The organism is Azohydromonas australica DSM 1124, assembly GCF_000430725.1.
GTDB classification, from domain to species: domain Bacteria; phylum Pseudomonadota; class Gammaproteobacteria; order Burkholderiales; family Burkholderiaceae_C; genus Azohydromonas; species Azohydromonas australica.
This window is the reverse complement of record NZ_KE387221.1, coordinates 11215-32300: the sequence shown is the minus strand read 5'-3', so window position 1 is coordinate 32300 and position 21086 is coordinate 11215. Positions and strand designations below refer to the sequence as shown.

The following is a 21086-nucleotide window of genomic DNA, read 5'->3' as shown; positions in this document are numbered from 1 at the left end:
GAGCTTGGTGGCGTGCGCAACCTGGGCACGCTGCTGGCGGCGCTGCAGATCGACGCCGACACGCTGGAGGCCACGACCTACACCGCGCTGCGCTCCATCGTCTCCATCCATGACGTGGACGCGCTGGTGCTGCAGGCGCTGAACCTGCACGGCGAGGCGCAGGTGCTGATCGACGCCTCGGGCGACCTGGTGGTGGCGGGCGACATCGCCATCGCCGCCGACGCGGCCAGCAAGCTGCGCCTGGAATCGCGCACGGGCGACCTGCGCCTGGACGCCGACATCGACATGGGCGAGGGCACGCTCAACCTGCTGGCGGGCGGCAGCGTGCGCCAGTCGGCGGGCTCGCAACTGCGCCACCACAGCGGCAGCCTCGACATCGAGGCCGGCGCCGGCTTCGTGCAGGCCGTGGGCGCGAGCATCGAGGTGGGCCGGCGCGAGGGCACCGCGAAGCCCGAGGGCCGCGTGCGCATCGCGGCCGGCTCGATCACGCTGGACCGGCTGGATGCCGGGGCCGGCACCGTGGCCCTGGTGGCACGCAGCGGCGGCGTGATGGAGGCCGGCGAGGACGCGGGCGACGACGTCGTCGCCGGCGACCTGCTGATCGACGCCGCCGGCGCGGTGGGCCAGCTCGGCCGCCGCCAGGAGACGCTGGAGATCGGCGCGGACCGCCTGGCGCTGCGCGCCGGCGGCGACGTGTCGCTGCAGGCCAGCCGGGCAGTGGCCGTTGGCGCCGTGTCGGGCACCTTCGACCGCCTCGGCGCCATCGGCACGACGGCCTGGGGCAACGCGACCCTGGGCGGCACGGTCACGCAGCAGACCCTGAGCCTGTCCGGCCTGCAGGCCGCGGGAGCCGCGGTCCTGCAGGTGGCCGCCGGCGGGCTGACGCTGGAGCGCGAGGTGCACGCCGGCGGCCTGCTGCTGCTGGCGACCCTGGCCGACGGCGCCGCGCTGCGCGTGGCCGCGGGCGTGGGCGTCAGCGCCGGCGGTGCCGCGCTGGGCCTGGAGGCCGGCGGCGCGCTGGTCCTGGAGGCCGGCAGCGTCGTGGACAGCCGCGGCGGCGACCTGCTGCTGCAGGCCCGCACCGGCGACCTGGCCATGGCCGCGTCGGCGCGCGCCCTCTCGGGCGGCGGCAACGTGCGGCTGCAGTCCCTCGGCGGCAGCCAGGGCGTGATCCTGGGCCAGGTGGACGCCCGCGAGGCCGATCCGTCCCGGCCGGGCGCGCTGCGCAACCGCGCCGGCGGCTCGATGATCGCCGTCATCGCCGGTGCCGGCGCCATCCGCAGCGCACTGCCGGCGGACAGCACCGACCTCAACCTGGCGGGCTCCGCGGTGGCGCTGTCCGCGGCCACCGGCATCGGCGGCACGACCGACGCGACGCGGCTGCGCACCCTCATCGACCTGCTGCTGGCGCGCACCGCCAGCGGCGACATCCGGCTGCTGGAGCAGGACGGCCTCGTGGTCGGCGCGCTGCCGCCGGCGGCGCTGCGCTGGGCCGGTGCCAACGGCCTGGCGGTGAACGGGCTGCTCTTCGACGGCCAGAGCGCCGGGCTGCGCACCGGGGCGGACGGCGGCGTGTGGCTGGGCACGCTCACCGGCGTGCTCGACATCCGCGCCGCCGCGGCGCTGGACGGCGGCGTTGCCGTCGCCGCCGGTGCTGGCGGCCTGCACCTGAGCGCGCTGGATGCCGCCACGGGCGACATCCTGCTCGGCGGCGACCTGCGCACGCTCGCGGGCGGCGCGGTCGAGATCCGCGCCGGACGCGACCTTCGCCAGGCCGCGACGGCCACCATCGCCACGCACGGCGGCAGCATCACGTTGGCCGCGGGCGGGGAACTGGTCATCGGCCGGCTGCAGGCCGGCCTGTGGCTGGGCAGCCTGGCCGGGGGCCCGGTTGCGGGCGCCGGCAGCGCCGGCGCCGTGGACCTGGCCGCCGGCGGCGCGATCCGCCAGGCCGCCGGCCTCGGCGCCGAGCCGGCCATCGTGGCCGGCCGCCTGTCGCTGCGCGCCGGGGGCGCCATCGACGCCCTGGACGTGGCGGCCGACCACCTGGAGGCCCGCGCCGGCGCGGGCAACCTGGTGGTCACGGACCGCGACGGCTGGTTCGCCGCGAGCGGCCTGACGCTGGGCGAGCTGCGGGCGCAGGCCGGCGGCATCACGGTGCGCAGCAGCGGCACGCTGCGCGGCCAGGCCGCGCTGGCGGTGGCCGACGGCCAGGACCTGACGCTGCAGGCCGGCGAGGCCATCGAGCTGGCCGACGGCAGCGCGCTGCTGGCGCTCACCGGCACGGTGGGCGAAGTGGCCCTGGTGGCCAGCGGCGTGATCAACGCCGTGGCGCGCGGCTTCAGCGGTTCGCGCGGCACGCGCGCGCAGTCCGGCGCGACCGCCGTGCCGGCTGCCGGCGCGGTGGCCATCGACGACGCCTACTTGGCGCTGCTGGCGGCCTCGGGCTCGCCCACGCTGGTCATCACCGGGGACGCGAAGCTGGGGCCGCTCACGGCCCCGCTGCAGGCGCTGACGCTGGAGGTCAGCGGCTCGCTGTGGATCACGGGCCCGCTGCCCGTCGGCCTGGCGCTGACGCTGGACGTGGGCGGCGACCTGGTGGTGGACGTGCGCCAGGACGGCGCCGCCGTGGCCCTGGACCTGGGCGGCGCGGCGCTGGACGTGCGCGTCGAGGGCGACCTCGACTTGCGCAGCGCCGTGCGCACCACCGGCGCGGCGACGCTGCGCGTGGGCGGCGACCTGCGCGGCCTGGCCGCGCCGCGGCTGGACCCGCAACCGCAGGACGCGGTGCTGGCGGCCTCCCGCCTGGTGCTGGAGGTCGGCGGCGACATCGCCGCCGAGCCGCTGGGCGAACCCGGCACGCAACCCGTGGGCGGCCTGGCGATCGCCACGGCCGGCCTGCAGGCCACGGCCGGCGGCCGGGTCTGGCTGGACAACCTCTCGGCCGACGCGCTGGCGGTGGACGGGGTCGCGGCCGGCGGCGCCGGCCAGGACGGCGACATCCGTCTGCGCAGCCTGGGCGCCGGCCTCACGGTCCTCGGTGCGATGCGCGCCGAGGGCGATGGCGGCCGTATCGAGATCGACGCCAGCGGCCAGGACGGCACGCTGCTGCTGGAGGCCGTGGTGCAGGCCCGCACCGTGGTGCTGGCCTCCGCGCTGCAGCTCGCGACCGCCGGTGGCGGCCGAGTCGAGGCGCTGCGGCTGGAATTCAACACGGTGCTGGACGTGGGCGCGGGCAGTGCGGCCACGCCCTTCCTCATCGACCTGCAGGACGGCGGCGCCGTGAGCGGCCATGTGGGCGGCGGCCTGGCGCTGCGCGAGCTGGCAGGCGACCTGGGCCTGGACCACCTGGTGGTCGGCCTGGGCGGTGGTGCGTCCAGCGCACGTCTGGAAACGCTCTCCGGCAGCATCCTGGGCCGCGCCCAGGGCGAGGCGGCGGACCTGGTGGTGTCCGCGCTGCAGCTGTTCACGCTGGGCGGCGGCGTGGGCGCCACCGACGACGCGCTGCAGGTGCGCAGCGCCGCGCTCGATGCGGCCAGCGGCCTGGCCCTGGCGGGCAACGACGCGGGCAGCGTCACGCTGCAGGCCCGGGTGCAGGGTGGCTCGCTGCTGCTGGCCTCGCAGTCCGGCCTGGACGTGTCCACGGCGGGCATCAGCGTCATCGGCGGCGGCGACGTGCTGCTGGCCGCCCAGGGCGGCCTGCACGCGGCGCGCGACGGCGCCACGGTGGCGACGCTGAGCGCCGACGGCGGCACGGTGACCCTGGTGGCCTGGGCCGGCTTCGAGGCGCTGTCCGCGCAGGCTGCGGGCCTGGTGCGCGCGGGCGTCAGCCTGGACGCACCGACCATCCTCAACCCGGACGGCACGGTGGAGCTGGTCACCGGCGCCGGGTCCGTGGTGCTGGGCGCCGGCGTTCAGGTGTCCACCGAGGGCGCGGAAGGCGGCGGTGCGGTGCGCATCGTCTCGGCCGGCGCGATCACGGTGTCCGACATCCGTGCCGGCGGCGCCACGGTGGCGCTGGTGGCGCGCGGCGGCTCGATCCTGGACGGCGACGCCGCCGACACGGCGGACGCCGACGTGCGGGCGGGCCGCGTGCTGCTGCAGGCGGCCGCGGGCATCGGCGACGGCGGCGCGGGCGCGCTGGAGATCGCCACCGGCGTGCTGGCGGCCGAAGGCGCCGCCGGCCTGTTCCTGGCCGAGGCCGATGCGCTGACCATCGGCCGCGTCGAGCTGAGCCTGGCGCGCGCCGGCAGCACCGCCGCGGCCACCACGTCGGCCCTGGCCGGGGTGGCGAGCCTGGGCGACGGCGACATCGTGCTGGAGGCCGGCGGCAGCGCCGCAGCGGGCGACCTCACGCTGGACGACGGCGCCGCGGTCACGACGCACGGCGTCGGCGCGGTGCGCCTGGCCGCCTTGGGCACCGCCGCGCGGCTGGTGCTGCATGGCGACGTGGCCTCCGGCACCGGCGCGCTGACGCTGGCGGCCACGGCCACGGTGGACAAGCTCGACGCGGTGCGGCTGCTCACGGCCGGCGACGTGGTGGTGCGCGCCGCGCAGGGCCTGCGCCTGGTCGATGCCGCCGGTGCGCCGGCGGCCGGCACCCTCGGCCGCGGCCAGGCCCCGGGCCTGCTGCGCATCGAGGGCGACCAGCACATCGCCGCCAACCAGCGCCTGGCGCTGGCGCTGGCCGGTGCCGGCACGGGCGACCGCCTGGAGGTCACCGGCACGCTGAGCCTGGACGCCGGCGCCACGCTGGACGTGCTGCGCGCCGCAGGCTTCACGCCGCAGTGGCTGCAGCACTTCGGCCTCATCCAGGCCGGCAGCATCGCCGGCCGCTTCACCGAGGCCACCGGCCTGTTCGGCTTCGGCGACGGCAGCGTGCTGCTGCAGGTGGCGCAGGACGCGCACACCCTGGCGCTCGACGCGGTGCAGCGCCCGCTGGCCGAGCTGGTGGACATCCACGCCCACGCGCAGGCCGATGCCGACGCGCTGGGCCTGTTCTTCAACGCCGACTACTTCGGCGTGGACCGCGCCTACGCGGTCGGCATGACGCTGCAGGCGGCGGACTTCCTGACGCTGGACGGCCGCTTCGTGCTGCGCAACGCCGAGGCCACGGTCCAGCTCGCCGACGGCAGCGCCGCGCAGACCCGGCGCTGGGTGGTCGGCGGCACGGGCCTGCAGGCCTTCGTCGGCCTCAACGGCCCCTACCGGCTGGACATCGACCACGACGGCGACCTCGGCGACGAGGTGCCCAACGCCACTGCCGCGGGCTTCGAGCTCACGGGCGTGGACGTGGGCCTGGCGATGTACCTGGAACGCAGCGGCGGGGAGGGCGCGGCCGCGCCGCGCAGCTGGCTCAGCGTCAGCGCCACGGCGGCCACGGCCACCGAGATCGGCCTGCCGCTGATCGCGCTGCAGGCACAGCGCCTGGCCATCGACATCAACACCGGCAGCGCCGGCCAGAACGTCATCGACTACAGCGGCGCGCCGCTGCAGGTGGAGACGGGCGCCCAGGCCATCGCGCTGGGCTACGACGCGCGCCGGGGCACGCTGGTGCGCGCCTCGGGCGACTTCGAGCTGGAGGTGGCGGACTTCGTCTACGCCCGCGGCTCGCTGGGCTTCGAGCGCTCCACGCAGGACGTGGTGCTGGCCGACGGCACGCAGGCGAAGGCCGACATGCTGGCCTTCGGCGGCCGGGACCTGCACGCCTTCGCCGGCGTGGGCGGTCCCTACGAGCGCGACAGCGACGGCAACGGCGTCATCGACGCCAACGACAGCGTCAATCCGGACGCGGTGGGCCTGGCGCTCGGCGGCGTGGACTTCGCCTTCGCGCTGTTCTCGCCGCGCGCCGGCCAGGCGGGGCTGGACGGCCTGCACTGGGCCACGCTCAAGGCCACGGCCGGCAGCGTGGAGGTGGTGGGCATGCCCGACCTCACGATCGCGGCCCGCGACATCGAGATCCAGCTCAACCTGGTCGCGGGCACGCCCGCGGCCGTGGACGCCGACACGCGGGTCATCGACTTCGCGGGCGGCGGCGGCACGCGCGCGCTCGACATCGTGACCGGCACGAACCACTCGATGGCGCTGGACCTCGACGGCGGGCTGGGCCAGTTCGTGCGCGCCACCGGCGACGTCGAGCTGCGCGTGGGCGACTTCTTCGAGGTCGGCGGCTCGCTGGGCTTCGAGCGCCGCGCGCAGTCGGTCACCCTGGCCGACGGCAGCGTGGTCGATACCCAGCTCCTGAGCATCGGCGGCACCGGGCTGCACGCCTTCGTCGGCAGCGGCCCCTACCGCATCGACCTCGACCACGACGGCGTGGTCGAGAGCCACGAGATCAACCCCGAGGCGCGCGGCCTGGCCGTCAACGGCGTCGAGTTCGGCCTGGCGCTGCTCTCGGCCGACGCGCACGAGAGCGCCTATGCCGGCAAGCGCTGGACGGCGCTGACCGGCCGCATCGGCGGCATCGACGCCCTGGTGGGCCTGCCCGAGGACCTGCGCCTCGACGTCCACTCGCTGGGCATCGACATCAACCTCGCGCACGGCTTCGCCGACGCCGAGGCGGCGTCGAAGGTCATCGACTTCGGATCGCGCGAGGACGCGGACGGCACGGCCGTGGACCACGCGCTGGCCATCGCCACCGGCACCGGCCGCTCGCTGGCGCTCACGCACGACGGGGCCCGCGGCCAGCTCGTGCGCGCCTCCGGCGGCATGGACCTGTCGGTGGCCGGCTTCCTGCACGCCAGCGGCACGCTGGCGCTGGAGCAGTCGCAAGTGGCCTTCACCCTGGCCGACGGCCAAGTGGTGCACACGCGCGTGCTGACCGTCGGCGGCACCGGGCTCAACGCCTTCGTCGGCGTGGGCGGCCCGTACCGCAGCGACACCAACGGCGACGGCGTCATCGACCTGCAAGACGCTCCCAACCCGCAGGCCCTGGGCCTGACGGTCACCAACGCCGAGTTCGGCCTGCTGCTGGCCTGGGACCAGGCCAGCGAGCGCCACTGGCTGGCGCTGCAGGCCACGGCCGACGAAGCGGCGCTGGTGGGCGTGGACGGCCTCACCGCCACCGCGCAGCGTCTGGACGTGGGCATCAACCTCGTGCAGGGCGTCGCGTCCGGCACGGACGCGCGCACGCAGGTGCTGGACCTGCGGGCGCAGCCCTTCGACGTGGCCACCGGCCAGCGCACGCAGCTCGCGCTGGCGCTGGACGGCCAGCAGGGCGAGACGGTCCGCGCCTCGGGCGATTTCGAGCTGGCGGTGTCCGGCTTCGTCCACGCCCGCGGCGCGCTGGCGATGGAGAAGTCCACCACCACCGTGGCCCTGGCCGACGGCAGCGAGCTGCTGGCGGACCGCCTGAGCTTCGGCGGCACGGGCCTGGACCTGTTCGCCGGCGTGGGCGGCCCGTACCGGGTGGACAGCAACGGCGACGGCCGCATCGACGCTCAGGACACGCCCAACGCCGCGGCGGTGGGATTCCAGATGGCGGACGGCGAGTTCGCGCTGGCGCTGCTGAGCGCCCACGCGGGCCAGCCCGCCCGCTACGACGGCCTGCACTGGCTGGCGCTGGAGGCCAGCGCCGGCAGCGTGGGCTTCGTCGGCGTACCCTCGGTGGAGGTCGAGGTGCGCGACCTGGAGGTGGTCGTCAGCCAGGTCGGCGGCCTGCCGCCGGGCGCGGACGCCGCCGCGCTGGTGCTGGACCTGCGCCGCACGCCGCTGGCGGTGGCGACCGGCACCGGTTCGAGCCGCGTGCTCGACATCGCGGGCGACCGCGGCCCGCTGCTGCGCGCCACGGGCGACATCACGCTCTCGGTGGGCGACTTCTTCCACGTCAGCGGCTCGCTGGGCTTCGAGAAGTCGGTGCGCGCACTGGCGCTGGAGGACGGCAGCGTCGCCAGCCATGACGTGCTGACGCTGGGCGGCGCGAACCTGCAGGCCTTCGCCGGCCTGCATGGCGGCGCGCTGGTGGACAGCAACGGCGACGGCCGCATCGACGCCGACGACACCCCGGGCGCGGACGCGGTCGGCTTCTCGCTGGCCGATGTCGATTTCGCGCTGGTGGTCGCCGCCGAGCGCGGCGGCGCCGGCGGCGCGGCGCGGCCCACGCGCGTGGCCTTGGAGGCGCAAGCCGGCGCGGCGCGCCTGGTGGGCGTGCCCGAGCTCACGGCCGAGGTGCGCAACGCCCGCATCGCCATCAACCTGGCCGACGCCGGCAGCGGGCGCGTGCTGGACTTCGCCCGCACGCCGCTGGCCGTGGCCACCGGCACGGGCAGCACGCAGGCCATGACGCTGGCGGGCGCCGAGCACGAGGTGCTGCGCCTGTCGGCCGACGTGCGCCTGCAGCTGGCGGACTCGGTGTTCGTCAGCGGCGCCTTCGCCTTCGACAAGCACAGCACCAGCGTCCAGCTGGCCGACGGCAGCACCGTCGCGGTGGACGAGCTGTCCGTGGGCGCGGCCGACGTGGAGGCCTTCTTCGGCATCGGCGGCCCGTACCGCGTGGACAGCAACGGCGACGGCAGCATCGACGGCCGGGACACGCCCAACGCCGATGCCCTGGGCCTGTCGCTGGGCGACGTGGACCTCGCGCTGGCGCTCTTCAGCGCCCGCGACGGCGCGCAGGACGCCGCCGGCCGCCCGCTCCAGGGCGCGCGCTGGATGGCGCTGTCGGCCCAGGCCGGCGCCGTGGCGCTGGTGGGCCTGCCCGAGGTCACCCTCGCGGCCACGCGCCTGAACCTGCAGCTCAACACCGTCCACAACCTGGCGGCCGGCCTGGGTGCCGACCAGCACGTCATCGACTTCAAGGCGCGCCCGGTCGAGGTGCGCACCGGCCCGGACAGCAAGACGGTGCTGGACTTCGACGGCGCCCTGGGCCCGCTGCTGCGGGCCAGCGGCACGGTCCAGGCGCAGGTGGGCGGCCTGCTGTCGCTCAGCGGCACGGTCGGCTTCGAGCTGGCCACGCGCACGCTCTCGCTCACCAGCGGCGCCAGCGTCGCCACCCGCATGCTCACGCTCAGCGGCACGGACGTGTCGGCGCGCGTGGCCAGCGGCAGCGACGCCGCGGCCGTCGGCTTCCAGCTCAGCGGGCTGGACTTCGGCCTGGTGCTGGCCAAGGCCAGCGCCGCGGGCGACGGCCGCAGCTGGGTCACGCTGCAGGGCGACGCCGACGCGGTGGCCGTGCTGGGCACGGCCGCCTACGGCGTGACGCTCTCCGGCACGAACGCCCACCTGGCGCTGAACCTGGGCCTGGGCAATGCCGACACCCTGGACTGGAGCGGCAGCCGCCGGCTGGAGATCCGCCACGGCGAGGCGGTGGCGGCGACGCTGGACTTCAGCGGCGAACGCGTGGAGGTCGGCGGCACGATGCTCGTCAAGGTCGGCGACCAGCTGCAGGCCAGCGGCGCCATGACGGTGTCGCGCCAGGAGCTCGACGTCGTGGCCGGCGGCCGCACGCTGCGCGCCGCGGGCTTCGTCATCGGCGCGAGCGACCTGTCGGCGCGCGTCGGCGGCATCCAGGTGGCCGGGCTCGACCTGGCCCTGGCGCTGCTGCGCCCGGCCGATGCCGCGGCGGACGACAGCCGCACCTGGCTGGCGCTCAAGGCGCAGGCCGACCAGCTCGCGCTCGACGCGGCCGACTTCGGCCTGCAGGGGGCCGACCTGCTGATCGAGGCCCGCTCGCTGAACCTGGAGATCAACCAGGTCTTCGGCGGCATCGGCACGCTGCCGCTGCGCGACGTGCTGGAGCTGGGCGTGGTGGCCGAGGGCGGCGTGTCGGTGGACCATGCGCTGCGCGTGCGCACCGGCAAGGTCACCGACGGCACGGCCGAAACCCTGGCCCTGGACTTCGCCGGTACCGGCGGCGCATTCGTGTCGCTGGTCACCGACGCCACCATCCGCATCGGCGGCGCGGTGCTGCTGCAAGGCACCTTCGGCCTGGCGCGGCTGGGTTCGCGCAGCGCCACGCTGGACGACGGCAGCAAGCGCCTGATGGACGTCACGGCGCTGGCGGCACGCCACGTCAGCCTGCAACTGGGCAGCGGCATCGGCAGCGACGCCTTTGCCGGCGTGGTGCTGAGCGACGCCGACATCGGCCTGATGGTGCTGAGCGACGCCGCCGGTGGCGGCTCCTTCGTCGGCCTGCGCGCCACGGCGGCCAGCGCGGGCCTGGAAGGCGTGCCGGGCCTGGTGCTGCAGGGCGGCTCGCTGAGCGTGGCCGTCAACACCGGCCCGGCCGGCGGCACGCTGGCCGGCCGCGTGGTGGACTTCACCCAAGGCGACCTCGACGGCAACGGCCGCCTCGACGGCACCGCCGTGCGGCTGCGCGGCGCGACCGTCGCGCGGCTGGACTTCGACCGCGCCGTGCTGGAGGCGGCCGGCACCCTGAGCTTCAAGCTGCAGGACGCCGCCGACCCCGCGGCCCAGCCCTGGCTGCAGGGCACGGGCAGCGTCGCGGTGCGCGTCATCGACGGCCGCACCGTGCTGGGCGCGAGCGGGCTGCAGGCCACCGTGCAGGTGGACGGCCAGCGCGCGGGCGTCATCGACGGCACGCTGGCGCTGGTGCTGCCGGGGCAGGGCTTCGCCCTGGCGCTCTCGGGCACGGCCGCGCTGCCGGTGCCCGGACTGGCGGGCGTGTCGCTGTTCGGCGACGTGTCGCTGGCGCTCAACCGCAGCGGCCAGGCGGTGCACGAGGCGATCGCCGTCGGCGGGCGCACGCTGGTGGTGGACTTCGCCACCGGTGCCGACGCCCTGCGCTTCGGCCTGGCCAACCTGGACGTGTCGCTGGGCGGCAGCCTGGGCAGCTCGCTGCTGAACGTGGCCGGCCAGCTCAGCCAGGCGCGCGCGGCGCTGCAGGACGGCGAGCCGCTGCCGCTGCTGGGCCTGTCGCTGGACGACATCCTCAACCTGTCGCCGCTGGTGAGCATCGGCGACTACATCCAGCAGTACCTCAACGGCTACATCGACCCGACCTGGGCCTCCAGCCTGCCGGGCTTGCCGACGCCGGGCTACGGCACGCGGGGCGTGCCCACGCTGGCCGGGCTCAAGGCCTACCTGGACGCCTACTGGGCGCCGCAGGCCGGCGTCAGCACCGGGTTGAGCTTCGCGCTCGACCAGGACGGCCTGGCCCTGGCCTTCAACGGCAGCCTCAAGCTGGGCACCGACGAGGTCGCCATCGACCTGGGGGCCGCGCTGGCCGGCTACGGGCTGCAGGTCGATGCGCAGGTCAAGCTGCAGGCGCAACTGCAGGCCGACGTGGACTTCGCGTTCAAGCTCGACTGGCAGCACGGCCTGGCCGCCACCTTCGACCTCAACCGCCTGGGCTTCCAGGGCAGCCTGTCGGCGCAGGACCTGGTGCTCGCGGCGCGGCTGGGGCCGCTGGACGTGGGCATCGGCAAGCTCGGCCTCGACGAGGCCGGCCAACCCTGGGAGAAGGGCTCGCTGCGCCTGGACCTGGGCGGCGCGCTGACGCTGCACGACGGCGTCTTCCAGGTCGAGTCCGGCCACAACGCGCTGGCGGTGTCGCTGCCGGTCTATGCCGTGCTCGCGGGCGTGGACGTGGCCGGCGGCGCCGAGGGGCCGCCGCGCATCACCGTCAGCGGCGACCCGCTGGCGGGGACGCTGCAGTTCCAGGCCGAGGGCCTGGACCGGCTGACCAACTTCTCGCGCATCAAGGTCGAGGACCTGCTGCTGGCGCTGCCGTCGGTGCTGGACTACCTGAAGACGGTGGACGTCTCCTCGCTCGGCCTGGGCGAGCTGCCCTTCATCGAGCGCTCGCTCGAGGAGGTGCTGGACCTGGCCGGCGCGTTCCAGAGCGGCGTGATCGACAAGATCGACTTCAACCGGCCGCTGCAGCCGTGGACGGCCGCGGCCGGCCAGGCCCAGAAGGCCACCGGCACGGCCGCCACCACCCAGGGCAGCGCCACGCTGGCGGGCCAGGCCGGCCAGTTCGCGGCCTCGATGAAGGGCTACTGGGTGTCGGCGGGCGGCCAGGTGCTGCAGGTGGTCTCGGTGGCCGCCGACGGCAGCGCGCTGGAGCTGTCCAACACCTTCGCCGCCACCGACGCGGCGGCGGCCTACACGGTGCACAAGAAGATCGAGCGCATCAGCACGGTGGGCGAGTTCGTCGACGCGCTCAACCGCTCGGGCGTGCTGGGCGGCCGGCAGGCACGCTTCGACGCCGCCACGGGCGACCTCGTGATCCCCGTCAGCGCCCAGGTGCGCATGCCGGTGCTCACGGCGCCGCTGAACCTGAACCTGGGGGCCGGCGCCGGCCTGTCGCTGTCCACCTCCGCGCAGGCCGAGCTGGGCGTGGACGTGGGCGTGGGCTTCGACCTCGTGCTGGCGCTGGGCGGCGAAGGCTTCAACCTGGCGATCGACCACTTCGTGGCCAGCGCCGGGCTGGCGGCCGACGTGCAGGACCTCACCGTGGCGGCGCAGCTGGGCTTCGTCGGCTTGGTGGCCGGCGGCGCGGGCTCGGGCTCCGGGGTGCACCTGGGCGCGCGCATCACCGCGGCGCTGGACCGCACGCCCGGCGCCGGCGGCGGCGAGCGCTTCACGCTGGCGCAACTGGCCGGCGAGGGGCTGTCCAGCCTGGTCTTCGACGTCGAGGGCGAGGCCTACGCGCGGCTCAAGGGCCTGAAGGTCCAGGGCGGCAACGCCAGCTTCGACATCGGCGCCGGCCAGGAGCTGGCGCTGTACGTGCAGGACCTCTTCGACTGGTCCAGCGTCAAGGTCGTTAGCGCGAACGCCTTCGACATCCACGACGCGGCGCAGCGCGAGGCGCTGGGCCTGTCGGCGCATGACGTGGTGGCCGTGCTGCCCGACGTGGCGGCGCTGATGGACCTCAGCCGCCTGGATTTCGCCGACATCGTCAGCGGGCTGCGCCTGGTGGCCGACGTGGTGAACGACGCGGTGGCGGGCCAGCCCTTCTACACCCAGCGGCTGCCGCTGCTGGACCGCTCGCTGGCCGACATCCTGCAGTTCGGCGACACGCTGCTGGCGCGCATCGAGAAGGCCGGCGCCACGCCGGCCGCCGCGCTGGCCGAGGTGGAGGCCACGATCGAGCAGGCCCTGGGCCTGCCGGCCGACCTGTTCAGCCTCTCGCTGGACGCGGCGAACCACCGCCTCAACATGGACCTGACGGTGGCGCTGGCGCACAGCGGCGACTTCAGCGTCAACCTGGACCTGGCCACGCTGGTGGCGCTGGCCGGCGGCGGCCTGGAGCTGCCGCCGGACTTCGCCAAGCTGCTCGACGTCTCGGGCAGCGCGGCGGGCCAGTTCAGCGTCGGCGCGAGGCTGGTAGCGCGCGTGGCCCTCGCCCTGCCGGGCGCGGCCGCGGGCACGCCGGCGCTCCAGATCGTGGACTTCGACGCGCAGAGCGGCACCGGCACGCACCTGGACCTCACGGCCAGCCTGCGCGCCAGCAACCTGTCGCTGATGCTCAGCAGCGGTGCGGTGCAGCTCGGCGTGGCCGGCGGCACGGTGGTGCTGGACGCCGACGCGCAGGCCGACACGGCCGCGCCGGCGCTGCTGCGCATCGCGCTCGAACACGGAGCGCTGCAGCTCGGCGCGCAGGGCGCGCTGGACATCAACCTGCCGCTCCGGCTGGCGGCGTTCGGGCGGCAGCTGCCGCTGGGCGAGCTGCACGTCTACACCGACCCGGCGCTGGGCGGCCAGGGTCTGCCGACCTTCCTGGCCCAGCTGGCCGGGCAGGCCGCGGGCGCCTCGGCGCTCAAGGTGGAACTGCCCAACTTCAGCGAGGCGGTGCCTTCGGGCAACTACTCGCTGCTGGACGTGCTCTACGACCCGAGCTTCGTGCTCGACGGCGTGGACCTGGGCCTGGGCGCGGTGCAGGACCTGTTCCAGAGCAGCCTCACGGCCGACATCCCCTTCATCGGCACCCACCTCGCCGACGCCGGCGCGCTGCTGGGCCAGCTGCGCGGCGGCCTGCTGCAGGATCTGCGCGTCAAGCTCGCCGGCCCGGGGCAGCCGGTGTCGCTCATCCGCCAGACCCTGTTCGACACCTTCGGCGGCCTGGGCATCCTGCAGGACTTCGACGGCGTGGCCGGCCTCACGCTGGACGACATCGACGTCGCCTTCTACGACGCGGCCAACCACCGCCTCTCGGCCTGGACGCTGGGGCAGGCCCTGCCCGGCGATGCCGACGCCATCCGCTTCGACATGAAGCTCGGCGGCACCATCCTGGCCACGGGCATCGACATTCCGCTGGACCTCGATCTGCCGGGCTTCAGCCTGGACGTGGACGGCGGCTTCTCGCTGGACGCCGACTGGCAGTTCGACTTCGGCTTCGGCCTGTCGGCCAGCAGCGGCTTCTTCCTGGCCACCAACGCCGACGGCCAGGACCCCGAGCTCACGCTGGACGTGCGCGCCTACCTCGACGGGGACCCGAAGGACGCCAGCGTGGTCACGCCCTTCGAGGGCAGCGGCGAGCTGCTGTTCTTCCAGGCCCGCGTCAAGGACCACGACACCAGCACGGCCCCAGGCTTCCAGGGCAGCGGCCTCGTCGGCCGCCTGGCCATCGACCTGCAGGGCGACAAGACCGGCCGCGTCACGCTCGACAGCGTACTGTCCGACCCGCTGCACACGCTCAAGGTGGACTTCGGCGTCGGCGCGCACCTGGACCTGGGCCTGGCGCTGGGCGTCAAGGGCCTGCCCAGCCTCGAAGGCGACTTCGTGCTGGACTGGGACTGGCGCCTGGGCGACGCCAGCGTGTCCAACCCGGAGATCTCGCTGGAGAACATCCGGCTGGACCTGCAGTCCTCGGTGCTGGACTTCCTGCTGCCCATCGCGCAGCAGGTGGCGCAGACCGTGGAGCCGCTGCGCGACGTGGTCAACGCCCTGACCACGCCCATCGTGGGCCTGGACCGCATCCTGCCGAGCGACCCGACGGTGCGCGGGATCATCGACTTCGCCTGGAGCCGCGTCGGCAACGCCGCGCCCATCAACTGGGCCTTCCTCGACGCGGTGAAGTTCGCGCTGGACATGCCCAGCGTGCTGCAGTCGCTCGTGGCCTTCGGCGCGGGCCTGCCGCTGGGCAGCATCCACGGCCTGGGCTCGGGCAACGTCTGGTTCGAGCGCGGCGAGTCGCTGCCCCCGGGGGCCACCGGCGGCAGCGGCAGCTCGTCGATCATCGAGGCCTTCAACGCCAAGCTCACGCAGATCAACAGCCAGGCCTCGGGCGGCCGGCAGGGGTCAGGGCTGCAGTTCATGCCCTACCTGACCGACATCTCGAACTGGGCCAAGATCTTCAGCGGCGGCAACGCCACGCTGTTCACCTACGAGCTGCCGCAGCTGGACTTCAGGCTTGCCAACTTCGAGCTGCAGATCGCCTACCCGACCATCGCGCTGCTCACCGCCGGCACGGTGCCGCTGCCCATCGGCTTCCCGATCTACGCCTTCGGCAGCGTCAGCGCCTTCGCGGACCTGTCCTTCGGCTTCGACACCTACGGCATCCAGAAGGCGGTGGCCAGCGGCAATCCGCTGGACGTCGTCGATGGTTTCTACATCAACGACTGGACGCTGCCGACCTTCAAGAACGGCGTCATGCAGCCCGGCACGGGCGGCAAGGAGAAGCCCGAGCTGGGCCTGACGGTCGAGATCGGCCTCAAGGGCGGCGTGGGCATCCCCTGGGTGTTCGAGGGCGGCATCGGCGCGAGCCTGTCGCTGCGCGCGCAAGCCGACCTCAACGACATCAAGAGCGGCACCGTCACGCGCGACCAGAACGGCCAGGTCGTGCGCGTGGACTACGTGGGCGACGGCAAGGTGCGCGCCTCGGAGGCGCTGGCGCTGATGGCCTATCCGGGCCGCATCGCCGGGCTGCCCGGCGGGCCGCTGAACCTGTTCGACTTCAGCTTCAAGCCGTACCTCAACGGCTACGTCTGGGGCAAGCTGGGCTTCTTCAACAGCGTCAACGTACCGATCTTCAGCATCAACCTGGGCGAGATCAACCTGCCCGCGCCGACGGTCAAGCCGGTGCTGGGCAGCGTCAAGGACGGGGTGCTCACGCTGTTCGCCGGCTCGCGCGCCGGCGAGCGGCTCTACCTCGACACCACGGATGCGGCCGAAACCTTCATCGTCAGCGGCTACGGCAACCTGGTGGCGGTGGAGTACAAGGGCTTCTACCAGGTCTTCGACAACGTCCAGAAGGTGGTGGTGGACCTCGGCGACGGCGACGACGTGCTCGACGCCTCGCGGCTGCTGTCCGACGTCGTCATCGACGCCAAGGGCGGGGCGGGCGACGACACGATCCTGCTGGGCCAGGGCGGCGGCAAGGCGGTGGACACCGAGGGCGACAACATCCTGCGCGCGCTGGCTACCAGCCAGGCGCCGGTGGTGCTGATCGCCGGGCGCGGGCGCGACAAGCTCTACGGCGGCCTGGGCGACGACGTGCTGTGGGGCGGCGGCGGCGACAACGAGCTCGTGGGCGGCGGCGGCAACGACACGCTGTACGCGCTGCTGGGCGTCAACAAGCTCGTCGGCGGCGACGGCGAGGACACCTACGTCTTCGCCGGCTCGCTGGGCGTCAACACCATCACCGAGAACGGCCGGGAGCCGTCCACCGTGGACTTCTCCGGCACGCTGCCGCCGTCGATGCTGGGCATCGTCGGGCCGCTGCCCGGGGCGCCCACGGTGTCGGTGCCCGCAGGCTTCACGGCCGTGCGCGGCAGCGGCACGGGGCTGCTGTTCGTCGGCACGCCCTTCGGCGGCGGCGATGCGCAGGGCGTGGCCACGGTCACGCTGTCGGTCTCCGCGGGTACCTTCGAGGCGGGCAACGCCGGCGGCGTCACGGTGGCGGGCAGCGGCTCGGCCAAGGCCACCTTCACCGGCAAGCTGGCCGACCTCAACGCCTACTTCACGACCGCGGGCCGCGTGGGCTACCGCTTCGCGGGCGGCCAGGACAGCCAGGTGCTGACGGTGGAGGTGCGCCAGGACGACCAGAGCAGCCAGGCGCGCTCGGTGGTCACGGCCGCCGCCGCGTCCAGCGTGACGCAGAACTGGCGCGACTTCGCGGTGGCCGGCCAGCTGGCGGTGGCCGTGGCCAACGTCGGCGGCAGCCAGCAGGGCATCTTCCTCTCGCGCGACGGCGGCGCCACCTGGACGCCGGCCAGCGCGCCCACGGGCCGCAGCTACGACACGGTCTCGGTCTCGGCCGACGGCCTGTCCATCGCCGCCTTCTCCTACGGCGGTGACCTCACGCTGTCGCACGACGGCGGCCTGACCTGGGAAACGCGCAGCCGCGCGCCGGACGACAACTACTCGGCCGCCCAGCTGCTGGGCGACGGCCGCGTGGTGGTCACCGACGTCACCGGCCGGGAGTGGTACTTCAGGAACATCTTCGACTGGGGCCAGCGCAACACGCCGGGCAAGGTGAGGGTGTTCAATCCGGCCAGCAACAGCTGGCAGGAGATCTCCGGGCCCAACGCCAACTGGAGCGCCATGGCCACCAGCGCCGACGGCAAGCGCCTGCTGGCGGCCAGCACCGCCTCGTCCAACGGCGCCGTCGGCGGCGGCCTGTACCTGGCCAGCGTCGATGCCTCGGGACGCCTGAGCTGGGAGGACGCCACCCGCGGCGCGCTCAACAACGCCAACTGGGTGTCCGTGGCGATGGACGCCACCGGCACGCAGCTGGTGGCGGCCGCACGCGACGGGATGATCTACGTGGCCGACACCCGCACCGCCAACTGGAAGTGGCGCGCCACGGGCCCGTCCGCGGCCTGGACCTCGGTGTGGATGAGCAGCGACGGCCAGACGCTGGCGGCCACCGCCAATGGCGGCAGCGGCGGCGTGTGGGTCTCGCGCAACGGCGGCACGAGCTGGAGCAAGGTCAGCACCGGCCTGGCTTCCGGCGCCGACTGGCGCATGGCCAGCGTCGATGCGGCCTCGGGCCGCGTCATCGCGGCCGCGGCCGGGCAGCCGCTGTTCAGCTTCACCCCGCCGCCCGTGGGCGCCGCGCCCAACCTGGTGCTGCCGCAGCAGTTGTATGCCACCGGCAACCAGCCCACCGACCTGGTGCTCAACGAGGGCACGCTGTTCGACGCCGATTCGGCGCGCGTGACGGTCACGCTCTCCGCCACCAGCGGCAGCGTGCAGCTCACCGAGCAGGCGCGCGCGCAACTGGTGGCGGCCGCCGCCGCTCGGGTGTCGGTGATCTCGGTCGTGGCGTCCTCCGCCCACAGCCCGTCCAACGAGCAGGTGCAGGGCGCGTTCGACAACACGACGAACACCAAGTACCTGAACTTCGACGGCGTGGGCAGCGGCATGGTGATGACGCTGTCGGCGGCCGAGGCGGTGACGCAGCTGCGGCTGACCTCGCGCACCAACGACGACATCCCGCAATGGGACCCGAAGTCCTATGCCCTGTACGGCTCCAACGAGGAGCTGGCCTGGGACAGCAGCGGCTGGAAGGCCGTGGCTTCCGGCGCCACGCTGCTGGGCGACGCCAAGGGCTCGGTGAGCACGCTGCGCTTCGACAACACCACGGCCTACAAGTACTACAAGCTGGTGTTCACGGAGGTCAAGGGCGAGCGCTACGGCAGCCGCTACGTCCACGTCTCCGAGGTCGCGCTGTTCGCGGCCGGCGTCACCGTCCAGGAAACGGACGGCGTGCTGCGCCTGAGCGGCGACCAGAAGCAGATCGCCGCGCTGCTGGCGCAGTCCGGCAACGTGCAGTTCGTGCCTGGCGCCCAGGGCGCCGGCGGCACGCTGACGATGGCGGTCGAGGACGGGCTCAACCGGGTCACGAAGCAGGTCCCGATCCAGGAGCAGGCGGCCTTCGCGATGAAGGCCACCTACAACGCGGGCAGCTTCGAGGTCTTCTCCGCCACGGGCAACGGCCTGCGCGTGAACCGCGCGGCGCTGGACAGCATCCGCCTGGGCACCCTGGCCGATGAGCTGGAGATCTTCAAGCTCGGCGACGCGCCCCTGCGCGTCGTGGGCTCCGAAGGTGCGGACCACGTGACGCTGAACCTGGGCAGCGCGGCCAAGGCCACGGCCGAGCGCTCGCTGAGCCTGCGCGAGGCCGAGGCCTCGGCACGGGACCTGGCCGACGACACGCTGACGGTGGTGCTCAAGGCCACCGGCACGGCGTCCGGCGAGCAGGTGCTGCGCTTGGCCAGCGGCGAGCTGGTCAGCGGGGTCGAGTCGGTGCATTGGGACGAGACCCTGGGCACGCTGGAGATCGTGGGCGAGCGCGTGCGCCTGAAGGCGGCGCAGGACGGCGGGGACATCGACCTCAGCGCCACCCGCGTGCGCATCAAGGCCACGCAGCTGGTGATCGAGGGCGACTTCACGGCGCGCCGCATCACGCTCGACGTCAGCGGCTCGACCGTGGTGTACGGCAAGCTCGTGAGCCTGGAAGACCAGGGGCCGGGCTCGACGCCGGTGCGTGCCATCACGGCGCAGGCCACCGGCCCGGTGGACGTGGCGGCCCTGATGGCCACGCAGGACGCCAGCGGCGGCCTGCAGCTGGTGGCGCGCGACCCGGGCGGCCTGATCACCCTGGGCGCGGGGGCCGGCGTGGCGCTGGACCCGCAGGCCCTGGCGGGCCAGTCCGTGTCCACGCTGACGCTCGGCCTGGACGGCGGCGCCAACACGGTCGCGATCAACGCCCCGGCCGGCGGCATCCACCTGGATAGCGCGCTCGTCATCAAGACCCCGGGCGCGGGCGGGGAGGTGCAGGTCGCCGGTGCGCTCAGCGCCAAGGCGCTGTCGATCTACGGCTCGGGGGCCACGACCACGCTGGACGACGGCGCCAGCGTGGCAATGGACACCGGGCTGCTCATCGACGACGCGGTCCGCCTGGCCGGCCACGTGGCGCTGAGCGCCGGCATGGCCGGCAGCGGGGACCTCACCATCACCCAGCGCGTCAACGGCGGGCTGGGCGCGGACGACGTGCTGGACCTGCGGGCCCAGGGCGGCACCGTGCTGCTGCAGGGCGCCGTGGGCAACGGCCTGGGCCGTGTCACCGTGGCCGCGGGCGGCCAGGGCTATGCCGATGGCGTCTACGAGGGCGTGGCCCTTTCGGGCGGCAGCGGCAGCGGCGCCACCGCCCGCGTGGTGGTCAGCGGCGGCAAGGTCACGGACGTGACGCTGCAGTCGCTGGGCTCGGGCTACCGGGCCGGCGACAGCCTGAGCACCGCGCGCGGCAACCTGGGGGGCACCAGCAACAGCGCCTCCGGCTTCGCACTGCGCGTGGACGAGGTGGCGGCGCTGGAAGGGCTCAACGTGCTCGACGCGATGAACGTCACGTTCGGCGGCAAGTTGTTCGTCCGCGGCGACATCGTCATCCACGCCACCGGCGAGGTGGTGTTCCAGGATGAGGTCACCCTGCTCGACGGCGGCCGGCTGATCGTGGACGGCGCCGCCCAGGTGCGCTTCGCCCACGGCGTGTCGCTGCAGCAGGGCGCGGCGGTGGCCGCAGGCACGGTGGAGGTCCACGGCAGCGCGGTGACGGTCCGGTTCGATGCCGGTCTGAACGCCGGCGACGCCAACAGCTTCGTGCTGTCGGGCCTGACGCAACTGGCGGCTTCGGCCGGCAGCGCTGGCGTCGACACGCTGCGGGCGGCCGGCGGCAACGTCACGCTGGGCGCGGTGGCCGGCCGCACGGCGGCGGTGCTGGATCTGGCTGTGCTGTCCATCAACGCCGGCGGCACCCTGGTGCTGCCGCAGGCCGGCACCGGAACGGTGAGTCTGGATGCTGACCAGTTGCGGCTGCACGTGGGCAGTGGGCTCGACCTCCGCGGCGCGCCGGTGACGGTGCGCGCGGGCGTGCTCGATGTCGAGGCGGCGCAGGGCGACGTGGGCCTGGTGCTGGCCGGCGACACGGCCGTGGCGCACGCCGTCGCGGCGGCGGCCGGTGCCCAGGTGTCGCTGTCCAGCGCGGGCGGCAGCCTGCGCCTGGGGACCGGTGCCAGCGTCAGCGCGTCCACGGTGACGCTGCAGGCGCTGCAAGGGGCGGTGCAGGCGGAAGCCGGCGCGCTCGTCAGCGCCGGCCTGCTGAAGCTGCGCGCCGGCACGGGCGTGGGCACGGCCGGCGCAATCGCGACCCGCGTGGAGCGGCTGGATGCCGTGTCGTCGCA

The 21086-nt window shown here is 74.4% G+C and carries 1 protein-coding gene (running past one end of the window); it reads left to right on the top strand.

Going from position 1 to position 21086, the window contains the following annotated elements; translation table 11 throughout:
- On the top strand, window positions 1-21086 hold part of the coding region annotated (locus tag H537_RS48420; RefSeq protein WP_156902264.1) for an LEPR-XLL domain-containing protein (this coding region is incomplete at its 3' end). The annotated region extends 18420 nt beyond the left edge of the window; 21086 of 39506 annotated nt are visible.